This window comes from Variovorax sp. HW608 (assembly GCF_900090195.1).
GTDB lineage: Bacteria > Pseudomonadota > Gammaproteobacteria > Burkholderiales > Burkholderiaceae_C > Variovorax.
Map to the genome: position 1 here is coordinate 4,096,179 of NZ_LT607803.1, position 25,654 is coordinate 4,121,832.

The window sequence follows — 25,654 nt, forward strand, 5'->3', positions numbered from 1 at the left end:
ATCTCCCGCTGGCTGTTCATCCGCCCGATCCACCGCCCGATCGAAAGACCGTCCATGACCGATACCTCTTGCGGCCGCACCCGCCGCTTCCTCGCGATCGCCGCGCTGGCGCTTTCCTCGGCGGCGCCCGCCGCCTTCGCCCAGCCCGACTGGCCGCACCAGCCGATCATGCTGATCATGGGCTTCCCGGCGGGCTCGGGCGTCGACGTGGTGGCGCGCACGATCCAGGAGCCGCTGCAGCGCAAGCTCGGCCAGCCGGTGGTGATCGACTACCGCTCCGGCGCGGCCGGCAACATCGCGAGCGAGTATGTCGCGCGCGCCAGGCCCGACGGCTACACCTTCGCCTTCGGCACCGCGGCCACGCACGGCAGCAATGCGGCGCTCTACAAGAAGCTGCCCTTCGACGTCGAAGCCGACTTCGTGCCGGTCGCGCCGGTGCTCGACGTCTCGAACGTGCTCACGATCAACCCCGACGTGATCAACGTGAAGACGCTCAGGGAATTCGTCGACGTGGTCAAGGCGAACCCCGGCAAGTACAACTACGCCTCGACCGGCAACGGTGCCGGCACGCACATGGCCTTCGCCGAGTTCAACTCGCGGCTCGGGCTCGACATGGTGCATGTGCCCTACAAGGGCGGCCCGGAGGCGATCACCTCGGTCGTGCGCGGCGAGACCTGCTGCATCATGAACCAGGTCCAGACCGTGCTGCCGCAGTACAAGGCGGGCAAGGTGCGCCTGCTGGGCGTGACGACCGCCAAGCCGGTGGCGGCGGTCAGGGAAGTGCCGACCATCGCGTCGAGCGGCCTGCCGGGCACCCAGGGCTTCGACAGCTCGATCTGGTTCGGCGTGTTCGCGCCCAAGGGCACCGATGCGCGCATCGTCGACAAGCTCAACGCGGCGATCCAGTCCGTGCTCGAGGAGCCGGAGATCCGCGAGAAGTTCGAGAGCCAGGGCAACACGATCCGCATCGAGTCGCCGGCCCAGTTCAAGCACACGGTCCACGCCAACCGCGTGAAATGGGCCGAGGTCGCCAGGACCGCCAACATCAGCATGGACTGAGCTCGCCCCCAGCCTCGCCCACTGCGTGTGGCTCGGGCACCCCCTACCGGCGGCAGGCTCTGCTGCGCCGCGATGTGACAGCGCGCCTGCCGCTCCCTAGAATGAAACGATGAGGTCCGCCAGAGCATGGTTGACAGGACTGGTCCTCTCCGCCTGTGCGGCAGGAGCGGCCCATGCCCAAGCCGTGCCCGACGCGCCGCCCGCCGCCACGCCCGAGCCGCCGCCTGCCGCGACGCCCGCCGCCGCGAAGCCCGGAACCGTGGTGCTGATGGAGCTCGAAGGCGCCATCGGCCCCGCGTCGGTCGACTACATCCGGCGCGGACTCAAGCAGGCGGCAAAGGAAAACGCGCGCCTCGTGGTGATCCAGATCGACACCCCGGGCGGGCTCGACGCCTCCATGCGCAGCATCATCAAGGACATCCTCGCCTCGCCGGTGCCGGTGGCGAGCTTCGTCGCACCCAACGGCGCGCGCGCCGCGAGTGCCGGCACCTACATCCTCTACGCGAGCCACATCGCGGCCATGGCGCCGGCCTCCAATCTCGGTGCGGCGACGCCGGTGGCGATCGGCATGCCGAATCCGGCCGCGCCCACCGCCAAGCCGGAGTCTCCATCCAAGGGCGAGCCCGAAGGCGACGCGATGACGGCCAAGCGCCTCGCCGATGCCTCGGCCTACATCCGCAGCCTGGCGCAGCTGCGCGAACGCAATGCGGAGTGGGGGGAAAAGGCGGTGCGCGAATCGGTGAGCCTGTCGGCGCAGGAAGCCAAGGAGAAGAACGTCGTCGACTTCGTCGCGCGCGATGTGTCCGACCTGCTCCAGCAGGCCGACGGACGCGAGGTGCGCACCATCAACGGCAAGGTGAAGCTCGCCACGCAGCGTGCCGAGCTGCTGGTCGTCGATGCGGACTGGCGCACCCGGCTGCTGTCGGTGATCACCGAGCCCAGCCTGGCGCTGATCCTGCTCATGATCGGCGTCTACGGCCTCTTGTTCGAATTCTCCAACCCCGGCTTCGTGCTGCCCGGCGTGGCGGGTGCGATCAGCCTCATGCTGGCGCTCTTCGGGCTGCAGATGCTGCCGGTCAACTACGCGGGGCTGGGGCTGATCTTCCTCGGCGTGGCATTCCTGATCGCCGAGGCCTTCCTGCCGACCTTCGGCGTTCTCGGCGTCGGCGGCGTCGTGGCCTTCTGCATCGGGGCGGTGCTCTTGATCGACAACGAGGCGCCGGGCTTCGGCGTGCCGCTGTGGCTGATCGGGCTGCTGGCGCTGGGCTCGGCCGCTTTCATCCTCGTCGTCGGCGGCATCGCGGCGAAGTCGCGACGACGGCCGCTGGCGGTCGGTGTCTCGACGCTGGTCGGCGCGACCGGCGAGCTGGTCGAGTTCGCCAATGGCGAAGGCTGGGCGCAGATCCAGGGCGACTACTGGAAGGTGCGCGGCTCCGAAGCCCTGCGCCCCGGACGGCGCATCCGCGTCACCCAGGTCCAGGGCCTCGCGCTCCAGGTGACCGACGAGGAAGGCCAGCAAAGCCCCGCCGGGGCCTGAAACGAGGCTCATCATGTTCATCAACTTCAGCCTCGTGCTCATCGCCTTCCTCGTGGTGCTGCTGGCGATGATCGCCGCCGCAGCGCTGCGCATCCTGCGCGAGTACGAGCGCGGGGTGGTGTTCCAGCTCGGCCGCTTCTGGAAGGTCAAGGGGCCGGGGCTCGTGATCCTCATCCCCGGCATCCAGCAGATGGTGCGCGTGGGGCTGCGCGTGATGGTGCTCGACATCCCGAGCCAGGACCTCATCACGCGCGACAACGTCTCGGTGAAGGTGAACGCGGTGCTGTACTTCCGCGTGGTCGATCCCGAGAAGGCGATCATCCAGGTCGAGAAGTACTTCGAGGCCACCAGCCAGCTCGCGCAGACCACGCTGCGTGCGGTGCTCGGCAAGCACGACCTCGACGGCCTGCTGGCGGAGCGCGAGCGGCTCAACCTCGACATCCAGAAGACATTGGAAGCCCAGACCTTCCAGTGGGGCATCAAGGTCACCAACGTCGAGATCAAGCACGTGGACCTCAACGAGACCATGGTGCGCGCGATCGCGCGGCAGGCGGAAGCCGAGCGCGAGCGGCGCGCCAAGGTGATCCATGCCGAAGGCGAGTTGCAGGCCTCCGTCAAGCTCGCGGAGGCGGCCGAGATCCTGGGGCGGCATCCGCAGGCGCTGCAGCTGCGCTATCTCGAGACGCTCACCGTGATCGCGGCCGACAAGAACTCGACCATCGTGTTCCCGCTGCCGGTGGACGTCATCGGCCCCTGGCTGCAGACCATGCAGCGCAAGCAGGACGCATCGAAGCCCTGAGGGCGCGCGTCAGCGGGCGAACAGGTCCAGCCCCTGCACCAGCCGCTTCGCGAGCCGGGGCTGCCTGAGCTGGTCGAGCCACCACTGGAGCGCGCGGCCTTCCTGGCCTTCCTGCTCGCCGCGCCACGCCACGTAGAGCGTGTTCGGCTCGCGCGGATTGGCGGTCTTCTTCTCCACCAGCTCGCCGCGCGCGATCAGCGAAGCGGCGCGTTGCCGCGGCAGCCAGCCGACGCCGAGCCCCTCGCGCTGGGCCAGCATCTTCGCGTGCATCGTCGGTACCGCCAGCGTGGCCTGCCCGCCCTGGACGCCGTACGCGCTGCCGGCGGTGCCGCGCGAGGTGTCGGCGACGACGACCGCGCGATGGCTCGCGATCGTGTCGCGGCGAAGCGGCTCCTTCGCCTCGGCGAGCGGATGACGCGGCGATACCGCGAAGACCCATTCCATGACGCCGAGCTCGAACCAGCGCAGCCCCTGGTGCGACGGTGGCTCGTTGGTGGCGCCGACCACCATGTCGGCGCGGCCGTCGCGCAGGGCTTCCCAGGTGCCGCGCAGCACTTCGTGCGTCACGCGCAGCGGCACGCCGGAGTCGAGCGCATCGAAGGCGGCGATGACCGGCAGCAGCGTCTCGAATTCGATGACCTCGTCGGTCACGATCCAGAGCCGGTCTTCCCAGCCGCTGGCGACCTGCCGCACGCGCTGCGACAGCCGCGAGACGTCGAGCGCCAGCCGGGCGGCCTCCTGCGCGAGAAGCTGTCCCGCGGGCGTGAGCTGCAGACGGTAGCGCCGGCGGTCGAACAAGAGCGCATCGAACTTCTCCTCGAGCTGGCGGGCTGCGTGCGACACCGTCGACGGCGCCTTGCCCAGCCGGGCGGCCGCGCGCGACAGGCTCCCGCTTTCGCGGATCGCCTCCAGCAGCGCCAGTTCGTCGTTGGACAGCATGTTCGGGTCCCTCGGGCCAGTTCGGCCGGATGATGGCATGTCCGGCCGGAACGTTCGATGTTTTCGAACATGTCCGTCGCCAAGCCGGTACGTCAAAAGCCGCCCGGAAGCCGACCATTCATTCCACGGTGATTGCACCGCAACCCAAACGGAGAAACATCATGGAACGCTTTCAAGACAAGACCGTCCTGGTCACCGGCGGCACGAGCGGCATCGGGCTCGCGGCGGCCAAGGCCTTCATCGCGGAAGGCGCGCGCGTCGTCGTCACCGGACGCGACGCCGCGGCGCTCGACAAGGCGCAAGCCGAACTCGGCCCGCGCGCCATCGCAGTGCGCAACGATGCCGCCGCGGCCGGCGCCGCGAAGGAGCTCGCCGCCGCGATTTCGAGCCGCGGCCTCGTGCTCGACGCGGCATTCCTCAATGCCGGCATCGCGAAGTTCGCGGGCCTGTCGGACGTGACCGAGGCCCTCTGGGACGACACCTTCGACATCAACGTCAAGGGCGTGTTCTTCCAGATCCAGGCCCTCGCGCCGCTGCTGGCGCAGGGCGCGTCGATCGTGATCAACGGCTCGATCAACGCCCACATCGGCATGCCGAGCAGCGCGGTCTATGCGGCGAGCAAGGCGGCGGTCGTCTCGCTGGCGAAGACGCTGTCGGCCGAGTTGCTGCCACGCGGCGCGCGGGTCAACGTCGTGAGCCCCGGGCCGATCCGCACGCCGCTCTACGGCAAGCTGGGGCTGGACGCGGGCGCGCTGGAAGCCACCGCCGCGCAGATCCAGGCGCAGGTCCCGCTCGGCCGCTTCGGCACGCCGGAAGAGCTCGCATCGACCGTGCTGCACCTCGCGGCGCCGGAGTCGGCCTTCATCGTCGGCAGCGAAATCATCGTGGACGGCGGCATGAGCCAGCTCTGAGCGCCCGCCGCCGAAGGCGGCCCGTGGCAAGATGGGTCGTCCTTGTCCCACCGAGGGTGAATCGCATGCTCGTCAACTGCGCGGTCTATGAAAACGGCAACAAGCTCGCCGACATTCCGGTCTCGAGCATCGGTCAATACCTCAGGCTCCCGGGCTGCTTCGTGTGGGTGGCGCTGCACGATGCGACGCCCGGGGAGCTGGCCGAGGTGCAGCAGGAGTTCGGGCTGCACGCGCTCGCGGTCGAGGACGCGCGGCACGGCCACCAGCGGCCGAAGGTGGAGGCATACGGCGATTCGCTGTTCGTGGTGATGCACCTGCTGGAGCCCGAAGGCGATGGGCAACCCACACTCGGCATCGGCGAGATCGACGTCTTCGTCGGCAAGAACTACGTGGTGTCGGTGCGCAACCGCAGCGAGCATGGCTTCACCGAGGTCCGCGAACGCTGCGAGCGCGAGCCGGAACTGCTGAAGAACGGCCCGGGCTTCGTCTTCTATGCGCTGATGGACGCGGTGGTCGACCGCTACTTCCCGATCATTGATGCGTTCGAGGTCGAGCTGGAGACGATCGAGCAGCGCATCTTCGCCAAGGGCGAGGCGCGCGAGAACGTCAAGCGGCTCTACGAGCTGAAGCAGCGGCTCACCGTGCTCAAGCATGCGGTCGCGCCGCTGCTGGAGGGCGCGGGCAAGCTCTACGGCGGCCGCGTGCCGCAGATCTGCATGGGCTCGCAGGCCTACTTCCGTGACGTGGTGGACCACCTCGGGCGCATCAATGCGTCCACCGACACGATCCGCGACACCATCGGCACCGCGATCAGTGTGAATCTCTCGATGGTGACCATCGAGGACAACGAGGTCGCGAAGCGCTTCGCCGCCTGGGCCGCGATCTTCGCGGTGTGCTCCTCGTTCGCGGGCATCTGGGGCATGAACTTCAAGAACATGCCGGAGCTGGAATGGCGCTACGGCTATGTCGTCGCGCTGCTGCTCATCGTCTCGCTCTGCGGCTTTCTCTACTACCGCTTCAGGCGCGCCGGCTGGGTCTGAGCCGGCGCGCCGCGCTCAGCGTTGCGGCGGTGGCGGCGGCATGAAGACCAGCCGCCCGTCCGGTGCGCGCTGGCAGGTGCCCGTGAGCGGCTCGCCGTTGCGCCCGGTGAGCTGGACCGCAGCGCCTTCCTGCTGGCCTTCGCAGGCGCGCACGAATTCGGGCGGCGGCGGGCGGTGTTCGTGATGATGGGGCGGTGGGGGTGGCGGAGGCGGCGGGGGCGGCATCACGCATCCTTGCAGCACGGCGGCGAGGCCGAGCAGGCTCCATCCATAGGTACGAGTCACGGGGTCTTCCTTCTTGTTGCGGCGCCGATGCTCGCCCGCAACTTCGGAGGAATCTGGGAGTGGCGAGCGCGCGCCGCTCAGTCGGCAGGTTCTTCGAAGGCGAAGCCGACGCCGTAGACCGAGCGGATCCAGTCGTGCCCGGACCCGGTCGCGGCCAGCTTGCGCCTGAGGTTCTTGACGTGGCTGTCGACGGCGCGCTCGGTCACTTCGGCGGCGTCGTCATAGGCGAGGTCCAGCAACTGGGAGCGCGAGAAGATCCGCCCCGGCTGACGCGAGAGTGCCTGCAGCAGCCGGAACTCGAGGCGCGTCAGGGTGAGCGGCACGCCATCCAGCGAGGCGCGCCACAGCGAGTCGTCGAGCTCCAGGCGGCGCACCGCGGGAGCGGCCGGCGCATCCTGCGCCGCGCTGCGGCGAAGCACGGCGCGCACCCGCGCCACGACCTCGCGCGGAGAGAAGGGCTTGCACACGTAGTCGTCCGCGCCGAGTTCGAGGCCGACCAGGCGGTCGACCTCCTCGATGCGGGCGGTGAGCATGATGACCGGATTGGCGTTGTGCCGGCGCACCTCGCGCAGCACCGCCATGCCGTCCAGGCGCGGCAGCATCACGTCGAGCAGCGTGAGCGCGGGTGGGTCGGCCACCATGCGTTCGAGCGCGGCCTCGCCGTCGGCGACGCGCTCCGGCTCGTAGCCTGCGTGGCGCAGGTAGTCCACCAGCACCGAGGCGATGTCGTCTTCATCTTCGACCACGAGGATGCGCGTCATGCCGCATTCTCCAGCGGCAGGATGACCGTGAGGCGCAATCCGCCGAGCGGCGAGGGCGCGGCTTCGATCGATCCGCCGTGCGCCTCGACGGTGGCGCGGCAGATCGCGAGCCCGAGCCCCGAGCCGCCGAGCGCGCGGCTGCGCGAGGCCTCGCCGCGGAACAGCCGCTCGAACAGGCGCGGCATTTCCTCGGGCGGCACGCCGGGCGGGCTGTCGTCGAAGCGAAGCACGAGACGGTCCCTGCCTTCGTCGCTCTCGACTTGCGCATCGATGCGCATGCGGCCGCCGGTGTCGGTGTAGGCCAGCGTGTTCTCGAGCAGGTTCATGAACGCCTGGTGCAGCCGGCGCGCGTCGCCGCGCGCGGACGGCGGATGCCGGCCGGCAAGCGCGTCGAGCGCGGCGGCGTCCAGCGAGATCATGCGCTGGGCGAAACGTTCGCGGGTCAGCGCGAGCGCCTCCTTCAGGATCGAGAGCGGATAGACCGTGACGAAGAGCGGCGAGCTCTCGCTCTGCTCGCGCATGCTGCTGCGCAGGTCGTCCACCAGCTGCCCGAGCCGCATGACCTGCCGGTGCAGCCGCAGCGCGGTCTTCTGGTCGAAGCTGCGGACGCCGTCCTGCAGCGCCTCGATCTCGGCGCGCATCGCGGCCAGCGGCGTGCGCAGCTCGTGCGCGACGTCGGCCAGCCATTCGCGGCGCGATGCTTCGATGTGGTCGAGCCGCTCGGCCATGTCGTTGAAGGTGCGGCCCAGCAGTGCGAGCTCGTCGCTCCCGCGCACGGGCACGCGCGTGTCCAGCCGGCCCTGGGCAATGCGCTGCGCGCCCTGCGTCAGCGCGTCGATCGGCGCGAACCAGCGGCGCGCGAGCAGCCATGCGAGCAGCAGCGCCATCGCGAGGCCCGCCACGCCGGTCCAGATGACGAAGCCGGACTGGCGCGCGACGAAGGCGCGGTCGGCGTCGGTTTCCATCCCCTCCAGCGGCGCGAGCACCAGCGTGCCGATCAGGCGGTCGCCCTCGCGCAGCGGCAGGCGCGCGGCGGTCGATGGATCGACCTTCGCGCCGACCACCCAGACGTCGTTCGCGTCGAGCAGGCCCAGCCGCCGGTAGACCGAATCGGGATTGCGCAGCAGCTCGCCCAGCATGCCGTGCCGCGGCGGGGGCCACGAGGGTCGGGGCGGCAGGAGTTCGGGTGGCCCGCCTGGGGGCGGAGGCGGATCGCCGCCCGACGGGCCGATCTCCCACGACGGCGGGCGGAAATCGTGCGGCGGCCACGGCGGGATGCGGCCTGGCGGCGCGCCGGGCGGGCCGGCGATGGCGGAATCGCGCTCCTCCACCCCGAAAGCGTTCATCGGCAGCCGCAGCCAAGCGGCCTCGTTGCTGCGCAGGTCGTCCCAGTTGCCGTTCGTGGCGTGGTGCTTGCGCAGCAGTTCGGCGAACCAGTCCATGCGCCGGATCTCGATCTCCGCCACATAGGCGCCGAGCCCGCGCTGCAGGCCGAGCCACGAGAAGGCGGTGAAGATCGCCAGCAGCGCCGCGAGCAGCAGCACCAGAGCGAGAAAGATCTTCCTAAAGAGGGTCAGGCGGGGCATGGCGGCGGATGCGGGGGGCGCCGCATTGTGCGGCATGCGCGGCGGGCGGATCGAGCTCAGGCCGCGAGGAGCCGGCCCGCAACGGCGCGCCCGCAGCCACGAGGCGTCATTTGGCGGGGCAGGTCTTTTCGGTGCTGGCCGTGCTGGTCGAGGCGTTCGCAGGGCCGGTGGCCATGATCGGCGCCAAGGTCGAAGGAGGGGTCAGGCTCGCGCCGCTGCCGCAGGCGAAGCCGGTGGCGACGAACAGGCCGAGCGCGCCGATCGCACCGAGGGCATGGCCCAGGCCAGGGCTGCGGATCGACGAGGGGACCATGTTCGTGGCGACGGGGAGCGCAAGAGGCGAAACGGCGACTGTGCACGGCGAAGTGGGAGAAAAAGCGGAGGTCAATGGACACTCCCGATCGCGTCCTGCAGCGGAAGCCGCAGGGTGATGCCCAGGCTGCCCAGCGGCGACGGCGCCGAGTAGATGCGGCCCCGGTGCTCGGACACGATCTGCGTGCACAGGGCGACGCTCGCCGCCGCATCGCCGTCGTCATTCCGCGCTGCGGTCGCGCTGGCCGCGGCGTCGAAGCAGCGCGCCAGACGCGGCTCGCCGGCGCCGGGCGCGGCGTCCATGAAGTTGACGACCGCATGCGTGCCTTCGACGCGGCCAAGCACGCGCAAGGTGCTGCCGGCCTGCATGGCGCGGCACGCGAGATCGACGATGTGCGCGAAGACCTCCTGCATGCCCGAGTGGTCGAGCAGCACGGGCAGCGGGTCGCTCGGGAGCATCATCTCCAGCGCCATGCCGGCGGACTGGAGTCGGGCCCGCAGCGATTCCGACATCTGGCCCAGCAGTTGGCGGATGTCGGCGTGATGCTGTGGGCGGCGGGCGGCGCGCATCGGCGCCGGCTGGGCGGCTCGCGGCGTGCGCTCACCGGTGCGCGCGGGAAGCGTGCGCCAGAATGCGTAGAGCAGGAAGGCGGCGGAGACGGCGACGCTGATCGGGGCGGCGTTCATGCAGTGCAACTGTTGTTGTGATGCATCGGATTAACGCCTGCCGAAGGCTTTTTCGCAACAACGCCCGGACGCGACGCCCGGCCTTCAAGATGTCTCCTCAATCCGGGTTCATGGAGGAGGAGATCCGCGATGCGTGCTGCCGCAGTCTGAAGGCCGTGGATCTCAGCGGTTGCGAACTCTACACCTCGTGGTGAGAAGATTCGCGAACCGACAAGGGAAACTCAATGAAGATTGCAGTGATGGGCGCCGGCGCGGTCGGCTGCTACTACGGCGGCATGCTGGCGCGCGCCGGCCATCCGGTGACGCTGATCGGCAGGCCGCAGCATGTCGAGGCGATCCGCCGCGACGGGCTTCTGCTCGATACGCTCGGCTTCAAGGAGCGTGTCCGGCTCGACGCCAGCACCGAGGTCGGCGCGGTGCAGGGGGCGGATCTGGTCCTCTTCTGCGTCAAGTCCACCGACACCGAAATCGCCGCCGATGAGATGAAGCCGCACCTGGAGCCCGGCGCGGTGGTGCTCACGCTGCAGAACGGCGTCGACAACGCCGAGCGCTTGCAGGCGCGTCTGTCGCAGGTGGTCGCGCCCACCGTGGTGTACGTGGCCACCGAGATGGCCGGCCCGGGCCACCTCAGGCACCACGGGCGCGGCGAGCTGGTCATCGCGCCGACCGCTCAGAGCGATGACATCGCGAAGACCTTCGCAGAGGCGGGCATTCCGACGCAGGTGTCCGACAACGTGATCGGCGCGCTGTGGATGAAGCTGATCCTGAACTGCGCCTACAACGCGCTGTCGGCGATCTCGCAGCTGCCCTACGGCCGCGTGGTGCCCGGCGAGGGCGTGGAAGGCGTGATGCGCGACGTGGTGCAGGAATGCCTCGCGGTCGCGCAGGCCGGCGGCGTCAGGCTGCCCGGCGATGCATGGCAGGCGGTCGCCGGCCTCGTGCAGACGATGCCGACGCAGTACTCGTCCACCGCGCAGGACCTCGCGCGCGGCAAGCGCACCGAGATCGACCATCTCAACGGCTACGTGATGCGCAGGGGCGAATCACTCGGCGTGGCGACGCCGGTCAACCGCACGCTGTTCGCGCTCGTCAAGCTGATCGAGGCGCGCCAGGCGAGGCCCGCCTGAGCGCCGGCGGCTTCATTCCTCGGAGGACGGCGGCACGTACCAGCGCGTGGCGATGAGTTCGGGCTCGTCGTGCGCCTGCAGGCGGTCCCAGTGGCGGTCCGCGTCCTCGACGAAGAGATCGCGCGCGATCCCTTGCGCGAGCCGCGTGGCGCCGATCGCGAGGCCCGGGATGTCGCCGGCCAGCGCGCCGTGGCTCATGGTCGCGCCCCAGTTGAAGAGGCGCATGCGCGCCAGCGCCGAGGCCTGCGGATGCGCCGGATCGGCGCCGCGCAGTTCGAAGCCCGCGCCCAGGTACGGAAAGCGCGCGGGCTCGGGGTGGCGCTCGGCCTCGTCGGCCGAGATGTGGTTGGCCCAGGTGTCGATCTGCGCCATGTAGGCCGCGATCTCCGGCCGATCGATCAGGTCGACGTCGAAGCCGGTGCCGAAGATCACCGCGTCGAAGCGCTCCATGCCGCCGTTGGGCAGGGTGACGGTCACGCCGTCCTCGTCCGGCGCGACGTCGACCCACGGCGTGCCGAGCCGCAGCAGGAAGGCGTCGTGCGCGTCGCAGCGCCGCACGGTTTCCCAGGGCGGCGGAACCTGCTCGTCGAAGATGTAGGTGTAGACCCGCCACTTGCGCGGATCGTCGAGCCCCTCGAAGCCGCGCAGGAAGCCGTGCGTCGATGCGGCCTTGCTCTTGTTGACCTGCGGCAGGTGCGCGCGGCGCGCGAACAGCGTGACGTTGGCGGCGCCCGCTTCGAGCGCGCAGGCCGCGTTGTCGAAGGCCGAGGCGCCGGCGCCGAGCACGCCGATGCGGCAGCCTTCCCAGCTCGCGAAGTCGATCGCATCGGCGGAATGGAAGACGCGCCCGGCCGCCAGCGGATCGCCCGGCCTGAGCGAGGGAAAGTCGGGCCAGCGCGGCGCGCCGCTGCCGTCGCGCCCCAGCGCCAGCACGAGTTGGCGCGTGCGGACCGTTTCGCGCCGGCCATCGGCATGTTCCAGTTCGATGTGGAGCAGCCGGCCGTCGTCCGAATGCGAGACCGAATTCAGCGACACGCCGTTCTCGACCGGAAGCCCGACCGTGTCGCGCACCCACAGCAGATAGTCGCGCCAGTCGACGCGGCCGATCTTGTGCAGCGCCTGCCAGCCGGGTGCCCCCAGTCCGGAGGTCGCCGCGCCTTCGCCGTGCTGTGCCTCGTACCAGGCGCGAAAGCTGAGCGACGGCAGGCCCAGCTCGGGCCCGCCGATGTGCTTGGGGCTGCGCAGCGTGAGCATGCGCGCGTAGGTGCCCCACGGGCCTTCCTCGCCGCGCGCGGCGCGGTCGATCACGCGGATGTTCGTGACGCCTTCGCGGCGCAGCGCGTAGGCGGCGGTCTGTCCGCACATGCCGGCGCCGGCCACCAGCACGTCGAGCACCGGCGACTGCGCCGTGGCCGATTCGGCCGGCAGGACCCAGGCGGGCGGCGGCACGTTGATGCGCTCGAGATCGGCGCGCGCCTGCGCGGCCAGGCGGTCGAGCGCCTCGGTGTGGCGCGGGCTGGCGGCGAATTGCAGCGGGACCGCGGGCAGCGCTTCGGCGTTCGGGATGAAAGCGGGGTCTTGGGAAGCCATCGCGTGAAGATAATCCAGATCATGATCGCGCTCGACTGCTACTACAGCTTGTCCTCTCCCTGGGCCTACCTCGGCGGCCCCCAGCTCCAGGACATCGTGCGTCGCCACCATGTGAAGCTCACGCTCAAGCCCTACGACTTCCAGGCGGTGGTGCCGCAGACCGGCGGCATTCCGCTCAAGACCCGACCCGAAGCGCGCCGGAGCTATCACGCGCTCGAGCTCGCGCGCTGGCGCGAGCACCTGGGCATGCCGCTCACGCTCGAACCGGCGCACTATCCGAAGGGCGCGCCGGCCGATCCCGACTGGAACAAGTACGCCGGCTGGATGGTGATCGCCGCCCAGCTCCAGGGCCTCGATGCCCAGCCCTTGTCCCATGCGCTGCTGCGCGCCTTGTGGGCGGAAGAGCGCGACACCTCGGACGCCGCGGTCCGCATCGCGGTCGCCGACGAGAACGGCTATGACGGCACGGCACTGCAGGCGCAGGAACGGACGGCGCAGACCCAGGCCGCCTACCGCGCGTACACCGCCGAGGCGGCGGACCGGGGCGTTTTCGGCGCGCCGATCTACATCCTGGGCGGCGAGCGCTTCTGGGGGCAGGACCGGCTGGTGTTCCTCGATCGCGCGCTCGACCGGCTCCGCGCCCCGCGCGGCGCATAGTCGCAGGCGCCAGCAGATAATTCCCCGATGCGAATCCGCTTCACCAAGATGCAGGGCGCCGGCAACGACTTCGTCGTGCTGGACGAGACCCGCGGTCCGCTCGGCCTGGGGCCGGCGCAATACCGCTTCCTGGCCGACCGCCATTTCGGCGTCGGCGCCGACCAGATCCTGTCGGTACGGCCGTCGCCGGGCGAAGGCGTCGACTTCCAGTACGTGATCCACAACGCCGACGGCGGCGAGGTCGAGCAGTGCGGCAACGGTGCGCGCTGCTTCATGCGCTTCGTGCACGAGCACGGCCTCACGCCCAAGCAGACGGTGCGCGTGCAGACGCTTTCCGGCGTCATCGAGCCGCGCATGGGCGCCGACGGCCGCGTGACCGTGGACATGGGCGCGCCGATCTTCGAGCCCGCGCGCGTTCCCTTCGACACCGCCGGGCTCACCCCGCTGCACGAAAACGGCTGGCACAAGTGGCATCTGGCGCTCGGCACGCATGCCGACAGCGCGATCGTCTCGGTCGCGGTGCTGTCGATGGGCAATCCGCATGCGGTGCAGCTGGTCGACAACGTCGACACCGCGCCGGTGGCCAAGCAGGGGCCGCTGATCGAGCACCATCCGCGCTTTCCGCAGCGGGTCAATGCCGGCTTCATGCAGGTGGTCGACCGCTCGCAGGTGCGGCTGCGCGTCTTCGAGCGCGGCGCGGGCGAAACGCTGGCCTGCGGCACCGGCGCCTGCGCGGCGGTGGTGGCCGGCATCCGGCTCGGCCTGCTCGAATCGCGCGTGGATGTCGAGACGCGCGGCGGCCTGCTGACCATCGAATGGGCCGGCGACGGCGCGCCGGTGCTGATGACCGGCCCCGCGATCACCGTGTTCGAAGGCGACATCGAAGTCCCGGACCTGCCATGAAGAATTTCAACCAAGACGTCATGAACCCGATCACCGAAGACGACATCGCCAACTACCTGTCGAACACCCCGGACTTCTTCGAGCGCCACGCGCAGCTGCTGGGCCAGGTGCAGCTCACCAGCCCGCACGGCAATCGCGCGGTCAGCCTGCAGGAGCGGCAGGCCGAGATGCTGCGCGAGAAGATCAAGGCGCTGGAGCACCGCATCATGGACATGGTGCGCCACGGCACCGAGAACGGCGTGACGGCCGACCGGCTCCAGCGCTGGACGCGCGCGCTGCTGACCACGCGCGATCCGCGCCACCTTCCCGTGGAGATCGCCTCGCAACTGCAGAGTCTCTTCCTGGTGCCGCAAGCCGCCATCAAGGTCTGGGATTGCGACAGCGCCTACTTCAACGAGGCCTACACGCAATCGGTGAGCGACGACGTGAAGACGCTCGTGACTTCGCTGACTGCGCCGTATTGCGGCCTGAACTCCGGCTTCGAGGCGGCCAACTGGCTGGCCGAGCCGCAGGCCGCGGTGTCGATCGCGCTGATCCCGCTGCGCGACGCGCCCGAGTCGCCGGCTTTCGGCCTGCTGGTGCTCGCCTCGCCGGATGCGCAGCGCTACAACGCCGAGATGGGCACCGACTTCCTGGAGCGCATCGCCGAGCTCGCCTCGAGCGCGCTGTCGCGGCTGCGGTCTTGAGTCCTGCGCTTCGGCGCGGCCTGTGGGGCGCGCTGCTGGTCTTCCTCGTCGGCTATCTCTCGATCTCGGTCATGGTCTGGCGGCATGCGCGCGAGGTGCTCGCGCATCCGCCGCAGCGCGCGGCCGATGCGGCGCTGGTGCTCGGCAACCGGGCCTATCGCGACGGCAAACCCAATCCCTGCCTGACCGGCCGCGTCGATGCCGGCATTGCGCTCGCGAAGGCGGGGCTCGTGCAGAAGCTGGTCCTCAGTGGCGGCATGGACAGTGAAGACGGGCGCATCGAAGCCGAAGTCATGGAGCGGCATGCGCGCTCGGCCGGCTACGCCGGTCCGCTCTTGCTGGAGCCGCGCTCGCAGACCACGCTCGAAAACCTGTCGATGTCCGGCCCGCTGATGCAGGCGGCGGGGGTGCAGAGCGTGATCATCGTCACCGAGCCCTATCACCTGTGGCGTGCCGAGCGCCTGGTCAGAGGATCCGGCTTCGACCGGATCTTCGACGTGCAATATGCCGCCGCGCGGACTTCCTGCTGGCAGCGCTGGGGCATGGTGTTCAAGGGTGCGTTGCGCGAGCCCTTCGCGATCGTCAAGAATTCCGTGCATTTCTAGCGCGGAGATCTGCGTGCTGATTGAAAAGTACCTCGAATACGTGCGCGTCGAGCGCCGCCTCGCCGCGCGTACGGTGGATCTCTACGCCATCCATCTGAAGGCGCTCGCCGAGAAGGCGGAGGCGGCCGGGCTTGCGCTCGACACGGTGCAGACCGCGCACGTGCGGCGCTGGATGGCCCAGCTCCACAGCGCCGGGCGCGAGTCGCGCGGCATTGCGCTGGTGCTGTCGTGCTGGCGCAGCTTCTATCGCTGGCTCGGCAATGAGGGGCTGGTGGGTTCGAATCCGGTGCAGGACGTCCACGCGCCGAAGGCGGAGCGGCCGCTGCCGAAGGCGCTCGCGGTCGACGACGCCGTCCGGCTCGCGGAACTCCACGACGCGGAAGCCGACCCTTGGGCCGAGGCGCGCGACCGCGCCATCGTCGAGCTTCTCTACGGCTGCGGCCTGCGGGTCGGCGAGCTGACCGGCCTGGACGCGCGGCCGAGTCCCGCGGCGCGCGGCTGGGTCGATCTCGAATCGGCCGAAGCCAACGTGCTCGGCAAGGGCGGCAAGCGCCGCCTCGTGCCGGTCGGCAGCAAGGCCGCCGAAGCCCTGCGCGCATGGCTCGCGGTGCGGGACGACTGTCCGGCCATCGAAGCGGCGCGGCTCTGCAATCCCGAAAGCGCGGCCGCCCTCTTCATCGGCCGCAACGGCCTGCGCTTCTCGGCGCAGTCGGTCTGGAAGCAACTGCGCCAGCGCAGCCTGAAAGCCGGCCTCGCGGTGCCGGTGCACCCCCACATGCTGCGGCATTCCTTCGCAAGCCACGTGCTGCAGTCGAGCAGCGACCTGCGCGCGGTGCAGGAACTGCTCGGGCACGCGAACATCTCGACCACGCAGGTCTACACGCGGCTGGATTTCCAGCATCTCGCGCGGGCCTATGACGCCGCCCATCCCAGGGCGCGCGCCCGCGATGAGCAGAAGCCCGCGGACGAAAGAAAGATCAAGAGCAGCAAACCATGAAAGTCCTCCGTCTTCGGCCCGGCAAGGAGCGCTCGCTGCAGCGGCGCCATCCCTGGGTCTTCGAATCCGCCATCGCCAAGGGCGGTGGCGACGCGGGCGAGACCGTGCGCATCGAATCGGCCGAGGGCAAGTTCCTCGCCTGGGCGGCGTTCAGTCCGAACTCCAAGATCCGCGCGCGGGCCTGGAGCTTCGATGAAAGGCAGCGCATCGATGCCGCGTTCCTTGCCGCGCGGGTCGCGAGCGCGGCCCGGGCCCGGAGCCTCTTCGATCTGCCAAGCGACGGCGTGCGCCTCGTCCATGGCGAGGCCGACGGGTTGCCGGGGCTGATCGTCGACCGCTACGGCGACACGCTGGTGGCGCAGTTTCTCTCGGCCGGCGTGGAGCGCTGGAAGAGCATCCTGGCGGATGCCTTGCTCGCGGCCACCGGCTTGGCGAAGCTCTACGAGCGCTCCGACGCCAGCGGCCGCGAGCGCGAAGGGCTGCCGCCGGTCACCGGCTGGCTGCGCGGCAGCGGCGAGACCGAGCTCACGATCCGCGAGCACGAATGGCGCCTTAGCCTCGACATCGCAACCGGCCACAAGACCGGCTTCTACCTGGACCAGCGCGACAGCCGCAAGCGCTTTGCAGAACTGGCGGCGCGGCGCCGGTTCAGGCGCGTGCTCAACTGCTTCTGCTACACGGGCGGGTTCACGGTCGCCGCGCTGGCGGGGCTGAAGGCGGCCGGGGCGGTCGAAGGGGCCGAGCTCATTTCCATCGATTCGTCGCTGCCGGCGCTCGAACGGGCGCGGGCGCACCTGGCGCTCAACGGTTTCGACGCTGCCCGGGCCGAATTCCAGGACGCCGACGTCAATGCCTCGCTGCGCCGCTTCGTGGACGAGGGCCGGACCTTCGATGCCATCGTGCTCGACCCGCCCAAGTTCGCGCCGACCGTCGCCCATGCCGAGCGGGCCGCGCGCGCCTACAAGGACCTCAACCGGCAGGCCTTCAAGCTGCTCGCGCCGGGCGGGCACCTGCTGACTTTCTCGTGCTCCGGCGGCATCGGTGCCGATCTGTTCCACAAGATCGTGGCCTCGGCGGGCATCGATGCCGGGGTGGACGGCTACATCACCGAGCGCCTCGGCGCCGCGCCCGACCACCCCATGACCATCGAGTTCCCGGAAGGCGAATACTTGAAAGGCCTGGTGGTGGTGCGCAAATAGCAAATGGCGTTTGACCCTGGCGCAGCGGGGCCGGGCGGCCGTCGCTAAACTTTCCGTTTTTCACAACCACCAGCTTCGCCACAACTTCTGAAACTGGCCCGACCCGGGCCAGGGCACCCGCGGAACCGGCTTTGCCGGGCCGCCGGGTGCGCCCCCGGAGAGGGGGTGCAGAGCCACACGAAGTGGGCGAGGCTGGGGGAGATTTCATACTTATGGCCCTCATCCCCGCGACCATCCTCACCGGCTTTCTCGGCTCCGGCAAGACCACGCTGCTCAAGCGCGTCCTGACCGAGGCGCACGGCCAGAAGATCGCCGTCATCGAGAACGAATTCGGCGAGGAGAACATCGACAACGACATCCTGGTGACCGAGTCCAAGGAGCAGATCGTGCAGATGAGCAACGGTTGCATCTGTTGCACGATCCGCGAGGACCTGCGGGAAGCTCTGCAGTTGCTGGCCGCCAAGAAGCGCAAGGGCCTGCTCGACTTCGACCGCGTGGTGATCGAGACCACCGGCCTGGCCGACCCGGGCCCGGTCGCACAGACCTTCTTCATGGACGACGAGATCGCCGAGAGCTATCTGCTGGACTCGATCCTGACGCTGGTGGACGCCAAGCACGCGCCCCAGCAGCTCGACGACCGCCAGGAGGCGCGCCGGCAGGTGGGCTTTGCCGACCAGATCTTCATCAGCAAGACCGACCTCGTCGCCGCCGAGGAAACCGATGCGCTGATCCATCGGCTCAAGCACATGAACCCGCGCGCGCCGCAGCAGAAGGTGCACTTCGGCGAGGTGCCGCTCAAGGATGTGTTCGACCTGCGCGGCTTCAACCTCAATGCCAAGCTGGATATCGATCCGGACTTCCTCAAGGAGGAGGACGAGCACGACCACGACCATGTGCACGGCGAGCACTGCGACCACCCCTCGCACCAGCACGACGGGCAGGGCCACCACCATCACCACGACGACGACGTGAAGAGCTTCGTCTACCGTGCCGACCGGCCGTTCGACCCGGCGCGGCTGGAGGACTTCCTCGGCGCGGTGGTCAATATCTACGGCCCGCGCATGCTGCGCTACAAGGGCGTGCTCCACATGCAGGGCACCGAGCGCAAGGTGATCTTCCAGGGCGTGCACCAGCTCATGGGCAGCGATCTCGGCCCCGCCTGGGGGCAGGGCGAAAAGCGCGACAGCCGGATGGTCTTCATCGGCATCGACCTGCCGCGCGAGATCCTGGAGCAAGGCCTGGATCAGTGTCTGGTCTGAGGCCGGCGCCGGGCCGCCCCAGGCCGGCCTGCGCCCCCGCTTGGGGGTAGCGAGAACACACAGTGCAGGAGCGTCGGGGGTGATCCCACCGGCCGCTTCGACTTCTCTATACAATCGCGCGCCTGTTCCGGGAGCCACCCCGCCCTTCTTTTAGGGCGGTGTGTGACTTCCGGCATAAGACTGCGTGCGTTCTTGGGTCGTTTTCAGGGGTATAACCCTTGGGTTCGCCGTTGGCGAGCACCCGTGAAATCCACGGGGGAGACATCCATTGAATGTGCGTTTCGAGTTCGTCGAAGGAGCCAGTCACTGTGAAGAAGCCTGTCGCCAAAGCCAAGCCAGCCTCGAAGCCGGCCGTCAAGAAGACGGCGGTTGCCAGGCAGGCTGTGTCCGCGGCGAAGAAGGTTTCAGCTGCAAAGCCCGCCCAGCCCGCCGCCGCCTCCACGGCCTCCGCCACGAGCAAGGTCAAGGCGGCGACTGCCGGCGCCTCGTCCTCCAAACCGGCCGGTTCCCACCCCGCGCCATCTGCACCACCGACTCCCATGAAAAAAACGGCTGCTGCCTCCGAATCCTCTACCGCCACGGTGACTCCCGCCGGAACCGCCGCCTCCGTGCCCGCCCGCAGTGCGCGCCCGTCGTCCCGGCTGTCGCAGGTGACCGTGCCCTCCATGCCGCAGGCGGTCGCGTCGACCGCCGCCAAATCCAGCTTCGTGCAGACCTCGTCCAACGCGCTGGTCCCGCCGCCGCCGGTCGCGATCAAGAAGGACCCCAAGCTCGCGAACAACTGGAAGGCCAAGTCCGCCGAGGAGCTGACCGACGCCGAAGTCATTGCGATGCCGGATTCCGAATACATGAACGAGAAGCAGATGGCGTTCTTCCGCCTGAAGCTGCAGGAACTCAAGCGCGGCATCCTCGAGAACGCCGGCGAGACGACCGAGCACCTGCGTGAGGACACCGTGGTCGTGCCCGACCCGGCCGATCGCGCGACCATCGAGGAAGAGCACGCGCTCGAACTGCGCACCCGCGACCGCGAGCGCAAGCTGCTCAAGAAGATCGAGCAGTCGATCCAGCGCATCGACGCCGGCGACTACGGCTACTGCGACGAGACCGGCGAGCCCATCGGCGTCGGCCGCCTGCTGGCCCGCCCGACCGCGACGCTGTCCCTCGAGGCGCAGCAGCGCCGCGAGCTCAAGCAGAAGATGTTCGGGGACTGACCGCGCGGGAGCCGGACGGAGACGAAGCGCATGGGCAAGGAAGAAACCGGCCGCCTGCTGTCGAAGGTCGCGAAGTTCGTTCGCAATCCGCTGAAGGACTGGTCGGAGCTCGACGCCGACGATTCGGCGTCGCTCGAGAACAGCTACAGCCGTGAAATGCTCAAGGAGATGATCGAGCGGCGGCAGCGCAACGATTTCGTGCGCCGCCGCGAGTTCGACATGCTGCGCAAGCTGCGGCAGCGCGAGGCCGCCGGCGGCCGCGATGCGGCGGCGACGCCGTCCTCCTTCAATGTCAGCAGCACCTCGGGCAAGTCCGACGGCAGGGCGCTCACGCTCAAGAAGATCGACGAGATCGAAGAGCAGATGTCGCAGCAGTGGTGGAAGGCCCGCAACGCCCGCGCCGAGGAAAAGGCCGAGGGGGCGCCCGCCGGGCCGATGGCCGTGCAGCATTCGCGCGCCTACGCCGATACCGTGCCCGGCGTGCCGCAGGGCGGCGCCGGCGCGCAGCAGGCGCCTGCCGATGTCCCCACGCACGACGGCAGCATCGAAGAGGCAGCCATCCGCTTCGCCCACGGCGACGATGACGGTGCCGAGGCGATCCTTCTGCAGGCGCTGGCGCCCGACAGCCCCTCGGGGGAGCACGACGACACCTGGCGCACGCTCCTCGACTTCTATCGCGCCACCGGTGACGCCGAGAAATTCGTTGCCACGGGCACCCGCTATGCACAGCGCATGAAGCGCACGCCGCCCGACTGGATTTCGCTGCGCGCGCTCGCGAATTCCGCGCGTGCGGCAGCGGTGGCGCTGTTGCCGCCGGATACTCCCCAGGCGGGCGGTGCGGATTGGTCGAGCCCGCCGCGCCTCACGCGCGAGGCGCTGATCGGCCTCACGCGCGCCCTCGGCGCCGCCGGACCTTCCTGGAAGCTCGACTGGACCGCGCTCGACACCATCGAGGTCGACGCCGCCGCGCCCTTGCGCGCCTTGTTCAATCACTGGTCGGATTCGGCGGTCCAACTGCGCTTTGCGGGGGCGGACCAGTTGCTGCTGGTGCTGGCCGAGGCGACGCCGGCCAACGAACGCAACGTCGACGCGGTCTGGTGGCAGCTCCACATGGCGGCACTGCGCGTGATGCACCGGGCCGACGAATTCGAACTCCTCGCGCTCAACTACTGCATCACCTACGAGGTGTCGCCGCCGCCCTGGGAGGATCCCAAGGGCGCCTACCTGCCCTTCGATGTCCCGAGAGCCACCCGGCCCGGCGGCTTCCCTGCCGCTGCCGACGGCACGCCGGAGGGGGGCAGTGCGGCGCTCTGCGGCGATCTGGCCGGCGAGTCCCTTTCCACCTGGCAGCGGCTCGACGGCGAACTCGGCGAAACGGCAACGCCGGCCATTTCCTGCGCGGCCCTCGTCCGCATGGACTTCACGGCCGCGGGGACGCTGCTCAACTGGGTGACGGCGCGGCACGTGCGCGGGCAGAGCGTCCAGTTCACCGAGGCGCATCGCCTCGTCGCGGCGTTCTTCGCCGTGATCGGCATCGCCGACCACGCGACTGTCAAGACCCGGGATTGACCGCTGGCGGGGGTGGGCGTCCACTCGCGGCGCGGCGGGCGTGGGGGCGACCAAAGATAATGTCGCATGGAACAATTTCACGGAACCACGATCATCAGCGTCCGCCGCAAGACCGCTGGTGGCGACCAGGTGGCCATCGGCGGTGACGGCCAGGTCACCCTCGGCAACATCGTCATCAAGGGCAGCGCGCGCAAGGTCCGGCGCCTCTACCACGGCAAGGTACTGGCCGGATTCGCCGGCGCGACCGCCGACGCATTCACCCTGTTCGAGCGTTTCGAGGCCAAGCTAGAGAAACACCAGGGCCATCTGGCGCGCGCCGCCATCGAGCTCACCAAGGACTGGCGCACCGACCGCGTGCTGCGCCGGCTGGAGGCGATGCTGGCGGTGGCCGACGCGACCACCTCTTTGATCATCACCGGCAACGGTGACGTGCTGGAGCCCGAGAACGGCATCATCGCGATCGGCTCCGGCGGCGCGTACGCGCAGGCCGCGGCCAAGGCGCTGGTCGACAGCACCGATCTGACCGCCGAGCAGATCGTCCGCAAGTCGCTCGAGATCGCGGGCGAGCTCTGCATCTACACCAACATGCACCACACCATCGAGAGCCTGTGAGACCTCCCATGTCCATGACTCCCCAGGAAATCGTCTCCGAGCTCGACAACCACATCGTCGGGCAGCCCGAGGCCAAGCGCGCCGTGGCGATCGCCCTGCGCAACCGCTGGCGCCGGCAACAGGTCGAGGAGAAGCTGCGTGCCGAGATCACGCCCAAGAACATCCTCATGATCGGCCCGACGGGCGTCGGCAAGACCGAGATCGCGCGCCGCCTCGCGCGGCTGGCCGATGCGCCCTTCATCAAGGTCGAGGCGACCAAGTTCACCGAGGTGGGCTACGTCGGCAAGGACGTCGACTCGATCGTTCGCGACCTGGCCGAGATCGCGGTCAAGCAGACGCGCGAGACCGAGAGCGCCAAGGTCCGCATGCGCGCGGAAGACGGCGCGGAAGAGCGCATCCTCGACGTGCTGCTGCCGCCGGCACGCCTGGCGGACGGCAGCAGCACCTCCGACACCGGCAACGCCACGCGCCAGGCCTTTCGCAAGAAGCTGCGCCAGCACGAGCTGGACGACAAGGAAATCGAGATCGAGCTGGCCGACACCAAGATGCCGCTCGAGATCATGGGCCCGGCCGGCATGGAGGAAATGACCGAGCAGCTTCGCGGCATGTTCGGCCAGCTCGGCGGCGGCAAGCGCAAGACGCGCAAGCTCAAGATCTCCGAGGCGATGCGCCTCCTGATCGAGGAGGAAGCGGCCAAGCTGGTCAACGAGGACGAGATCCGCAGCCAGGCCATACAAAATGCCGAGCAGAACGGCATCGTCTTCATCGACGAGATCGACAAGGTTGCCTCGCGCGCCGAAGGGCAGGGCGCCGATGTCTCGCGCCAGGGCGTGCAGCGCGACCTGCTGCCGCTGGTCGAAGGCACGGCCGTGAGCACCAAGTACGGCGTGGTGCGCACCGACCACATCCTCTTCATCGCGAGCGGCGCCTTCCATCTCAGCAAGCCCAGCGACCTGATCCCCGAACTGCAGGGCCGCTTTCCGATCCGGGTCGAGCTGCAGTCGCTCTCGGTGTCGGACTTCGAAAGCATCCTGACGCAAACGCAGGCCTCGCTGGTCAAGCAGTACCAGGCGCTGCTGGCGACCGAGGGCGTCGGGCTCGAGTTCATGCCCGACGGCATCACCCGCCTGGCGAGCATCGCTTTCGATGTCAACGAGCGCACCGAGAACATCGGCGCGCGGCGCCTCTCGACGGTCATGGAGCGCCTGCTCGACGAGGTGAGCTTCGACGCCACCCGCCTGGGCGGCCAGTCGGTGCGCATCGATGCCGCCTACGTGGATGCGCGGCTTTCGGCACTAAGTCACGACGAGGATCTCTCCCGGTTCATCCTCTGATTCCCGCGCCATGTAACGGACGCTTCACGCAACACATTCATTGCGTGAGCTAAGTACTTCATTTGCAACGGAATTCGGTTTTTCGCGGTTGCGAAAACGCCGCTAAGTCGTTGATTCCATTACAAAAAATTCCGGCGACCTCCCGTTGCGCAGTAGTCGTTTCCTGCTACAGTGCAAAAAAGTGCAGTTAAGTGGGAAAAAGTGTCGAGAACTGCCGCAAGAACCCATGCGGCGGCTCTCCCAAGCGGGGTTTTCAGGTCGTGTTTCAAGGCGCTTCATCGCTCAATCTCGATGCCAAGGGGCGGCTCTCGGTGCCGACCCGGCACCGTGACGTCCTGAGCGCGACCGCCGGCGGCCAGCTCACGATCACCAAGCACCCCCACGGCTGCCTCATGGTGTTCCCGCGTCCCGAGTGGGAGAAGTTCCGCGAACGCATCGCCCAGCTGCCGATGTCGGCCCAGTGGTGGAAGCGCGTCTTCCTCGGCAACGCGATGGACGTCGAGATGGACGGCACCGGTCGCGTGCTGGTTTCGCCCGAACTGCGCGCCGCCGCCGGCATCACGCGCGATGCCCTGCTCCTCGGCATGGGCAACCACTTCGAGCTCTGGGACAAGGCGACCTACGATGCCAAGGAGGCCGAGGCCACCCAAGGCCAGATGCCGGACGTATTCCAGGACTTTTCGTTCTGAGGCGCGAAGTGCAGGAGCCATGGACTCACACGACCGTCATGTTGAAGGAAGCGGTGGATGCCCTCTTCCCCGACGGTCCGCACGCGCCGCCGCCTGCGGGCACCTACGTGGATGCCACCTTCGGCCGCGGCGGGCACAGCCGCGCGATCCTCGCCAGGCTGGGGCCGGAGGGCCGCCTCATCGCGTTCGACAAGGACGCGGAAGCGGTGGCCGAAGCAGCGCGCATCCAGGATGCGCGTTTTTCCATCCGTCACCAGGGATTCAAGGACCTGGGAGAGCTCCCGCCGGGCAGCGTGTCAGGCCTGCTGCTGGACCTCGGAATCAGCTCTCCCCAGATCGACAACCCCGCCCGGGGTTTTTCTTTTCGTTTCGAGGGGCCGCTCGACATGCGCATGGACACCACGCGCGGGGAGAGTGTGGCCGAGTGGCTGGCAACGGCCGACCAGCAGCAGATTGCGGAGGTGATTCGTGACTATGGCGAAGAACGGTTTGCTGTTCAGATTGCAAAGGCGATTGTTGCTCGCCGACAAGAACGGGGCCCAATTTCAACCACCACCGAGCTGGCCCAGCTCGTGGCTGGCGCGGTCAAAACCCGCGAGCCGGGCCAGAACCCTGCAACGCGCACATTTCAGGCTCTTCGGATTTTCATCAACGCCGAGCTTGAAGAGCTGCAACAGGCGCTAGAAGCGAGTCTCGTCGTGCTCAAGCCCCAGGGTCGGCTCGCGGTGATCAGCTTCCATTCGCTGGAAGACCGCATCGTGAAGCAGTTCATCGCGAAGCATTCGCGCGAGGTCTACGACCGTCGCGCGCCCTTCGCTGCGCCGAAGGCGATGAAGCTGCGCTCCCTGGGCCGCGTGAAGCCGTCGCAGGCCGAGGTCGACGGCAACCCGCGCGCACGCAGCGCGATCCTGCGCGTGGCAGAGCGCACCGCGGATGGGGGCTGAAGAAGCCATGATCCGCCTGAACCTGCTCCTCCTGATCGCCGTGCTGGGCTCGGCGATGTACCTCGTGCATACGCAGTACCTGTCGCGGCAGCTCTTCACCGAGCTGCACCGGGTCGAGCTCGAAACCCGGCGCCTCGAGCTCGACCAGGACCGCCTGCAGGTCGAGAAGCGCGCACAGGCCACGCCGCTGCGCATCGAGAAGCTCGCCAAGGAGCAGCTCAAGATGCGCACGACCACGCCCGCGATCACGCAGTACGTGCGCCAGGACGGCACCGTGATCCCGGCCGTCGCCATGCCCGCAACCGCAGCGACCGCGCCCGCGCAGCGCCCCGCCACCCCGCGAGGAGCGCACTGAG

At 69.0% G+C, this 25,654-nt stretch carries 29 protein-coding genes and 1 tRNA gene; 21 read left to right on the top strand and 9 right to left on the bottom strand.

What is annotated here, in order from left to right; translation table 11 throughout:
- Positions 1-54 precede the first annotated feature (54 nt).
- Complete coding sequence (locus tag VAR608DRAFT_RS19305; RefSeq protein ID WP_088955512.1) at positions 55-1,059, top strand: Bug family tripartite tricarboxylate transporter substrate binding protein; 1,005 nt, start codon at positions 55-57, stop codon at positions 1,057-1,059.
- 306 nt (positions 1,060-1,365) lie between these two features.
- Here the strand turns inward: VAR608DRAFT_RS19305 and VAR608DRAFT_RS37140 are convergent, their stop codons facing one another.
- Positions 1,366-1,548 (bottom strand): hypothetical protein, encoded by a 183-nt coding sequence (locus VAR608DRAFT_RS37140; RefSeq protein ID WP_157731051.1) that lies wholly within the window; start codon positions 1,546-1,548, stop codon positions 1,366-1,368.
- Positions 1,549-1,560: 12 nt separating this feature from the next.
- On the opposite strand from VAR608DRAFT_RS37140, the gene VAR608DRAFT_RS37145 reads away from it, so the two are divergent.
- From VAR608DRAFT_RS37145 to VAR608DRAFT_RS19315, 3 genes are all read left to right on the top strand, one after another.
- Positions 1,561-1,649: transfer RNA gene (locus VAR608DRAFT_RS37145), tRNA-Trp, on the top strand.
- A complete protein-coding gene (locus VAR608DRAFT_RS19310) occupies positions 1,628-2,596 on the top strand; it encodes an NfeD family protein (RefSeq protein WP_157731052.1) in 969 nt (322 codons plus the stop codon). The genes VAR608DRAFT_RS37145 and VAR608DRAFT_RS19310 overlap by 22 nt, the downstream gene beginning before the upstream one ends.
- Positions 2,597-2,663: 67 nt before the next feature.
- A complete protein-coding gene (locus VAR608DRAFT_RS19315; protein WP_443082958.1) occupies positions 2,664-3,395 on the top strand; it encodes a slipin family protein in 732 nt (243 codons plus the stop codon).
- 9 nt (positions 3,396-3,404) lie between these two features.
- On the opposite strand, the gene VAR608DRAFT_RS19320 is transcribed toward VAR608DRAFT_RS19315, so the two are convergent.
- The gene (locus VAR608DRAFT_RS19320) at positions 3,405-4,334 is read right to left on the bottom strand and encodes a LysR family transcriptional regulator (RefSeq protein ID WP_088955515.1); all 930 of its coding nucleotides are present in this window, start codon (positions 4,332-4,334) and stop codon (positions 3,405-3,407) included.
- 161 nt (positions 4,335-4,495) lie between these two features.
- Between VAR608DRAFT_RS19320 and VAR608DRAFT_RS19325 the strand changes: the two genes are divergently transcribed.
- Complete coding sequence (locus VAR608DRAFT_RS19325; protein WP_088955516.1) at positions 4,496-5,245, top strand: SDR family oxidoreductase; 750 nt, start codon at positions 4,496-4,498, stop codon at positions 5,243-5,245.
- 65 nt (positions 5,246-5,310) lie between these two features.
- The gene (corA, locus tag VAR608DRAFT_RS19330; protein ID WP_088955517.1) at positions 5,311-6,285 is read left to right on the top strand and encodes a magnesium/cobalt transporter CorA; all 975 of its coding nucleotides are present in this window, start codon (positions 5,311-5,313) and stop codon (positions 6,283-6,285) included.
- Positions 6,286-6,300: 15 nt separating this feature from the next.
- On the opposite strand, the gene VAR608DRAFT_RS19335 is transcribed toward corA, so the two are convergent.
- From VAR608DRAFT_RS19335 to VAR608DRAFT_RS19355, 5 genes are all read right to left on the bottom strand, one after another.
- A complete protein-coding gene (locus VAR608DRAFT_RS19335) occupies positions 6,301-6,570 on the bottom strand; it encodes a hypothetical protein (RefSeq protein ID WP_088955518.1) in 270 nt (89 codons plus the stop codon).
- Between the two features lie 77 nt (positions 6,571-6,647).
- Complete coding sequence (locus VAR608DRAFT_RS19340) at positions 6,648-7,331, bottom strand: response regulator (protein ID WP_088955519.1); 684 nt, start codon at positions 7,329-7,331, stop codon at positions 6,648-6,650.
- On the bottom strand, positions 7,328-8,917 hold the full coding sequence (locus VAR608DRAFT_RS19345; RefSeq protein ID WP_088958868.1) for an ATP-binding protein: 1,590 nt from the start codon (positions 8,915-8,917) through the stop codon (positions 7,328-7,330). The genes VAR608DRAFT_RS19340 and VAR608DRAFT_RS19345 overlap by 4 nt, the downstream gene beginning before the upstream one ends.
- A gap of 106 nt (positions 8,918-9,023) precedes the next feature.
- Positions 9,024-9,230, bottom strand: coding sequence for a hypothetical protein (locus tag VAR608DRAFT_RS19350; RefSeq protein ID WP_088955520.1), 207 nt, complete (start codon positions 9,228-9,230; stop codon positions 9,024-9,026).
- A 71-nt stretch (positions 9,231-9,301) separates the two neighbouring features.
- Complete coding sequence (locus VAR608DRAFT_RS19355; protein ID WP_088955521.1) at positions 9,302-9,916, bottom strand: hypothetical protein; 615 nt, start codon at positions 9,914-9,916, stop codon at positions 9,302-9,304.
- Between the two features lie 224 nt (positions 9,917-10,140).
- On the opposite strand from VAR608DRAFT_RS19355, the gene VAR608DRAFT_RS19360 reads away from it, so the two are divergent.
- Positions 10,141-11,043, top strand: coding sequence for a ketopantoate reductase family protein (locus VAR608DRAFT_RS19360; RefSeq protein WP_088955522.1), 903 nt, complete (start codon positions 10,141-10,143; stop codon positions 11,041-11,043).
- A 12-nt stretch (positions 11,044-11,055) separates the two neighbouring features.
- On the opposite strand, the gene VAR608DRAFT_RS19365 is transcribed toward VAR608DRAFT_RS19360, so the two are convergent.
- Positions 11,056-12,633, bottom strand: coding sequence for a SidA/IucD/PvdA family monooxygenase (locus tag VAR608DRAFT_RS19365; RefSeq protein WP_088955523.1), 1,578 nt, complete (start codon positions 12,631-12,633; stop codon positions 11,056-11,058).
- Positions 12,634-12,636: 3 nt separating this feature from the next.
- On the opposite strand from VAR608DRAFT_RS19365, the gene VAR608DRAFT_RS19370 reads away from it, so the two are divergent.
- From VAR608DRAFT_RS19370 to VAR608DRAFT_RS19400, 7 genes are all read left to right on the top strand, one after another.
- Complete coding sequence (locus VAR608DRAFT_RS19370) at positions 12,637-13,290, top strand: 2-hydroxychromene-2-carboxylate isomerase (RefSeq protein ID WP_231972894.1); 654 nt, start codon at positions 12,637-12,639, stop codon at positions 13,288-13,290.
- A gap of 27 nt (positions 13,291-13,317) precedes the next feature.
- Positions 13,318-14,193 (top strand): diaminopimelate epimerase, encoded by an 876-nt coding sequence (gene dapF, locus VAR608DRAFT_RS19375; RefSeq protein ID WP_088955524.1) that lies wholly within the window; start codon positions 13,318-13,320, stop codon positions 14,191-14,193.
- Positions 14,190-14,879: a DUF484 family protein gene (locus tag VAR608DRAFT_RS19380; RefSeq protein WP_088955525.1), complete on the top strand. Its 690-nt coding sequence runs from the start codon at positions 14,190-14,192 to the stop codon at positions 14,877-14,879. Before dapF ends, VAR608DRAFT_RS19380 begins: the two co-directional genes overlap by 4 nt.
- Positions 14,876-15,484: a YdcF family protein gene (locus tag VAR608DRAFT_RS19385; RefSeq protein WP_231972895.1), complete on the top strand. Its 609-nt coding sequence runs from the start codon at positions 14,876-14,878 to the stop codon at positions 15,482-15,484. The genes VAR608DRAFT_RS19380 and VAR608DRAFT_RS19385 overlap by 4 nt, the downstream gene beginning before the upstream one ends.
- Positions 15,485-15,497: 13 nt before the next feature.
- Positions 15,498-16,481 (top strand): tyrosine recombinase XerC, encoded by a 984-nt coding sequence (locus VAR608DRAFT_RS19390; RefSeq protein ID WP_231972896.1) that lies wholly within the window; start codon positions 15,498-15,500, stop codon positions 16,479-16,481.
- Positions 16,478-17,680 carry a class I SAM-dependent rRNA methyltransferase gene (locus tag VAR608DRAFT_RS19395; protein WP_088955527.1) on the top strand — a complete coding sequence of 401 codons (1,203 nt, stop codon included), beginning with the start codon at positions 16,478-16,480 and terminating at the stop codon, positions 17,678-17,680. Before VAR608DRAFT_RS19390 ends, VAR608DRAFT_RS19395 begins: the two co-directional genes overlap by 4 nt.
- A 212-nt stretch (positions 17,681-17,892) precedes the next feature.
- Positions 17,893-18,939 carry a CobW family GTP-binding protein gene (locus tag VAR608DRAFT_RS19400; RefSeq protein WP_088955528.1) on the top strand — a complete coding sequence of 349 codons (1,047 nt, stop codon included), beginning with the start codon at positions 17,893-17,895 and terminating at the stop codon, positions 18,937-18,939.
- A 106-nt stretch (positions 18,940-19,045) separates the two neighbouring features.
- Here the strand turns inward: VAR608DRAFT_RS19400 and VAR608DRAFT_RS38400 are convergent, their stop codons facing one another.
- Positions 19,046-19,519, bottom strand: a complete 474-nt coding sequence (locus VAR608DRAFT_RS38400; RefSeq protein WP_088955529.1) for a hypothetical protein — start codon at positions 19,517-19,519, stop codon at positions 19,046-19,048.
- Between VAR608DRAFT_RS38400 and dksA the strand changes: the two genes are divergently transcribed.
- From dksA to ftsL, 7 genes are all read left to right on the top strand, one after another.
- On the top strand, positions 19,479-20,150 hold the full coding sequence (gene dksA, locus VAR608DRAFT_RS19410; RefSeq protein WP_331713000.1) for an RNA polymerase-binding protein DksA: 672 nt from the start codon (positions 19,479-19,481) through the stop codon (positions 20,148-20,150). The genes VAR608DRAFT_RS38400 and dksA overlap by 41 nt on opposite strands.
- A 30-nt stretch (positions 20,151-20,180) precedes the next feature.
- A complete protein-coding gene (locus VAR608DRAFT_RS19415; protein WP_088955531.1) occupies positions 20,181-21,719 on the top strand; it encodes an STAS domain-containing protein in 1,539 nt (512 codons plus the stop codon).
- Positions 21,720-21,785: 66 nt separating this feature from the next.
- Positions 21,786-22,331, top strand: coding sequence for an ATP-dependent protease subunit HslV (gene hslV, locus VAR608DRAFT_RS19420; protein ID WP_088955532.1), 546 nt, complete (start codon positions 21,786-21,788; stop codon positions 22,329-22,331).
- An 8-nt stretch (positions 22,332-22,339) separates the two neighbouring features.
- The gene (gene hslU / locus VAR608DRAFT_RS19425; RefSeq protein ID WP_088955533.1) at positions 22,340-23,665 is read left to right on the top strand and encodes an ATP-dependent protease ATPase subunit HslU; all 1,326 of its coding nucleotides are present in this window, start codon (positions 22,340-22,342) and stop codon (positions 23,663-23,665) included.
- A 260-nt stretch (positions 23,666-23,925) separates the two neighbouring features.
- Positions 23,926-24,354: a division/cell wall cluster transcriptional repressor MraZ gene (gene mraZ, locus VAR608DRAFT_RS19430; protein WP_088955534.1), complete on the top strand. Its 429-nt coding sequence runs from the start codon at positions 23,926-23,928 to the stop codon at positions 24,352-24,354.
- A gap of 8 nt (positions 24,355-24,362) precedes the next feature.
- Complete coding sequence (rsmH, locus tag VAR608DRAFT_RS19435; protein ID WP_088955535.1) at positions 24,363-25,298, top strand: 16S rRNA (cytosine(1402)-N(4))-methyltransferase RsmH; 936 nt, start codon at positions 24,363-24,365, stop codon at positions 25,296-25,298.
- 7 nt (positions 25,299-25,305) lie between these two features.
- Positions 25,306-25,653 (top strand): cell division protein FtsL, encoded by a 348-nt coding sequence (gene ftsL / locus VAR608DRAFT_RS19440; RefSeq protein WP_088955536.1) that lies wholly within the window; start codon positions 25,306-25,308, stop codon positions 25,651-25,653.
- The last annotated feature ends 1 nt before the right edge of the window (position 25,654 follow it).

What these genes read in the sequence shown, in the direction of transcription:
- corA (WP_088955517.1), top strand. Translation starts at nt 5,311, where the DNA reads ATGCTCGTCAACTGCGCGGTCTATGAAAACGGCAACAAGCTCGCCGAC.
- VAR608DRAFT_RS19345 (WP_088958868.1), bottom strand. Translation starts at nt 8,917, where the DNA reads ATGCCCCGCCTGACCCTCTTTAGGAAGATCTTTCTCGCTCTGGTGCTG.
- ftsL (WP_088955536.1), top strand. Translation starts at nt 25,306, where the DNA reads ATGATCCGCCTGAACCTGCTCCTCCTGATCGCCGTGCTGGGCTCGGCG.
- VAR608DRAFT_RS19305 (WP_088955512.1), top strand. Translation starts at nt 55, where the DNA reads ATGACCGATACCTCTTGCGGCCGCACCCGCCGCTTCCTCGCGATCGCC.
- VAR608DRAFT_RS19350 (WP_088955520.1), bottom strand. Translation starts at nt 9,230, where the DNA reads ATGGTCCCCTCGTCGATCCGCAGCCCTGGCCTGGGCCATGCCCTCGGT.
- VAR608DRAFT_RS19395 (WP_088955527.1), top strand. Translation starts at nt 16,478, where the DNA reads ATGAAAGTCCTCCGTCTTCGGCCCGGCAAGGAGCGCTCGCTGCAGCGG.
- hslV (WP_088955532.1), top strand. Translation starts at nt 21,786, where the DNA reads ATGGAACAATTTCACGGAACCACGATCATCAGCGTCCGCCGCAAGACC.
- VAR608DRAFT_RS19320 (WP_088955515.1), bottom strand. Translation starts at nt 4,334, where the DNA reads ATGCTGTCCAACGACGAACTGGCGCTGCTGGAGGCGATCCGCGAAAGC.
- VAR608DRAFT_RS19365 (WP_088955523.1), bottom strand. Translation starts at nt 12,633, where the DNA reads ATGGCTTCCCAAGACCCCGCTTTCATCCCGAACGCCGAAGCGCTGCCC.
- dapF (WP_088955524.1), top strand. Translation starts at nt 13,318, where the DNA reads ATGCGAATCCGCTTCACCAAGATGCAGGGCGCCGGCAACGACTTCGTC.
- VAR608DRAFT_RS19315 (WP_443082958.1), top strand. Translation starts at nt 2,664, where the DNA reads ATGATCGCCGCCGCAGCGCTGCGCATCCTGCGCGAGTACGAGCGCGGG.
- VAR608DRAFT_RS19380 (WP_088955525.1), top strand. Translation starts at nt 14,190, where the DNA reads ATGAAGAATTTCAACCAAGACGTCATGAACCCGATCACCGAAGACGAC.
- dksA (WP_331713000.1), top strand. Translation starts at nt 19,479, where the DNA reads ATGAAAAAAACGGCTGCTGCCTCCGAATCCTCTACCGCCACGGTGACT.
- VAR608DRAFT_RS19400 (WP_088955528.1), top strand. Translation starts at nt 17,893, where the DNA reads ATGGCCCTCATCCCCGCGACCATCCTCACCGGCTTTCTCGGCTCCGGC.
- VAR608DRAFT_RS19415 (WP_088955531.1), top strand. Translation starts at nt 20,181, where the DNA reads ATGGGCAAGGAAGAAACCGGCCGCCTGCTGTCGAAGGTCGCGAAGTTC.
- hslU (WP_088955533.1), top strand. Translation starts at nt 22,340, where the DNA reads ATGTCCATGACTCCCCAGGAAATCGTCTCCGAGCTCGACAACCACATC.
- VAR608DRAFT_RS19325 (WP_088955516.1), top strand. Translation starts at nt 4,496, where the DNA reads ATGGAACGCTTTCAAGACAAGACCGTCCTGGTCACCGGCGGCACGAGC.
- VAR608DRAFT_RS19360 (WP_088955522.1), top strand. Translation starts at nt 10,141, where the DNA reads ATGAAGATTGCAGTGATGGGCGCCGGCGCGGTCGGCTGCTACTACGGC.
- VAR608DRAFT_RS19310 (WP_157731052.1), top strand. Translation starts at nt 1,628, where the DNA reads ATGCCGAATCCGGCCGCGCCCACCGCCAAGCCGGAGTCTCCATCCAAG.
- VAR608DRAFT_RS19355 (WP_088955521.1), bottom strand. Translation starts at nt 9,916, where the DNA reads ATGAACGCCGCCCCGATCAGCGTCGCCGTCTCCGCCGCCTTCCTGCTC.
- VAR608DRAFT_RS19340 (WP_088955519.1), bottom strand. Translation starts at nt 7,331, where the DNA reads ATGACGCGCATCCTCGTGGTCGAAGATGAAGACGACATCGCCTCGGTG.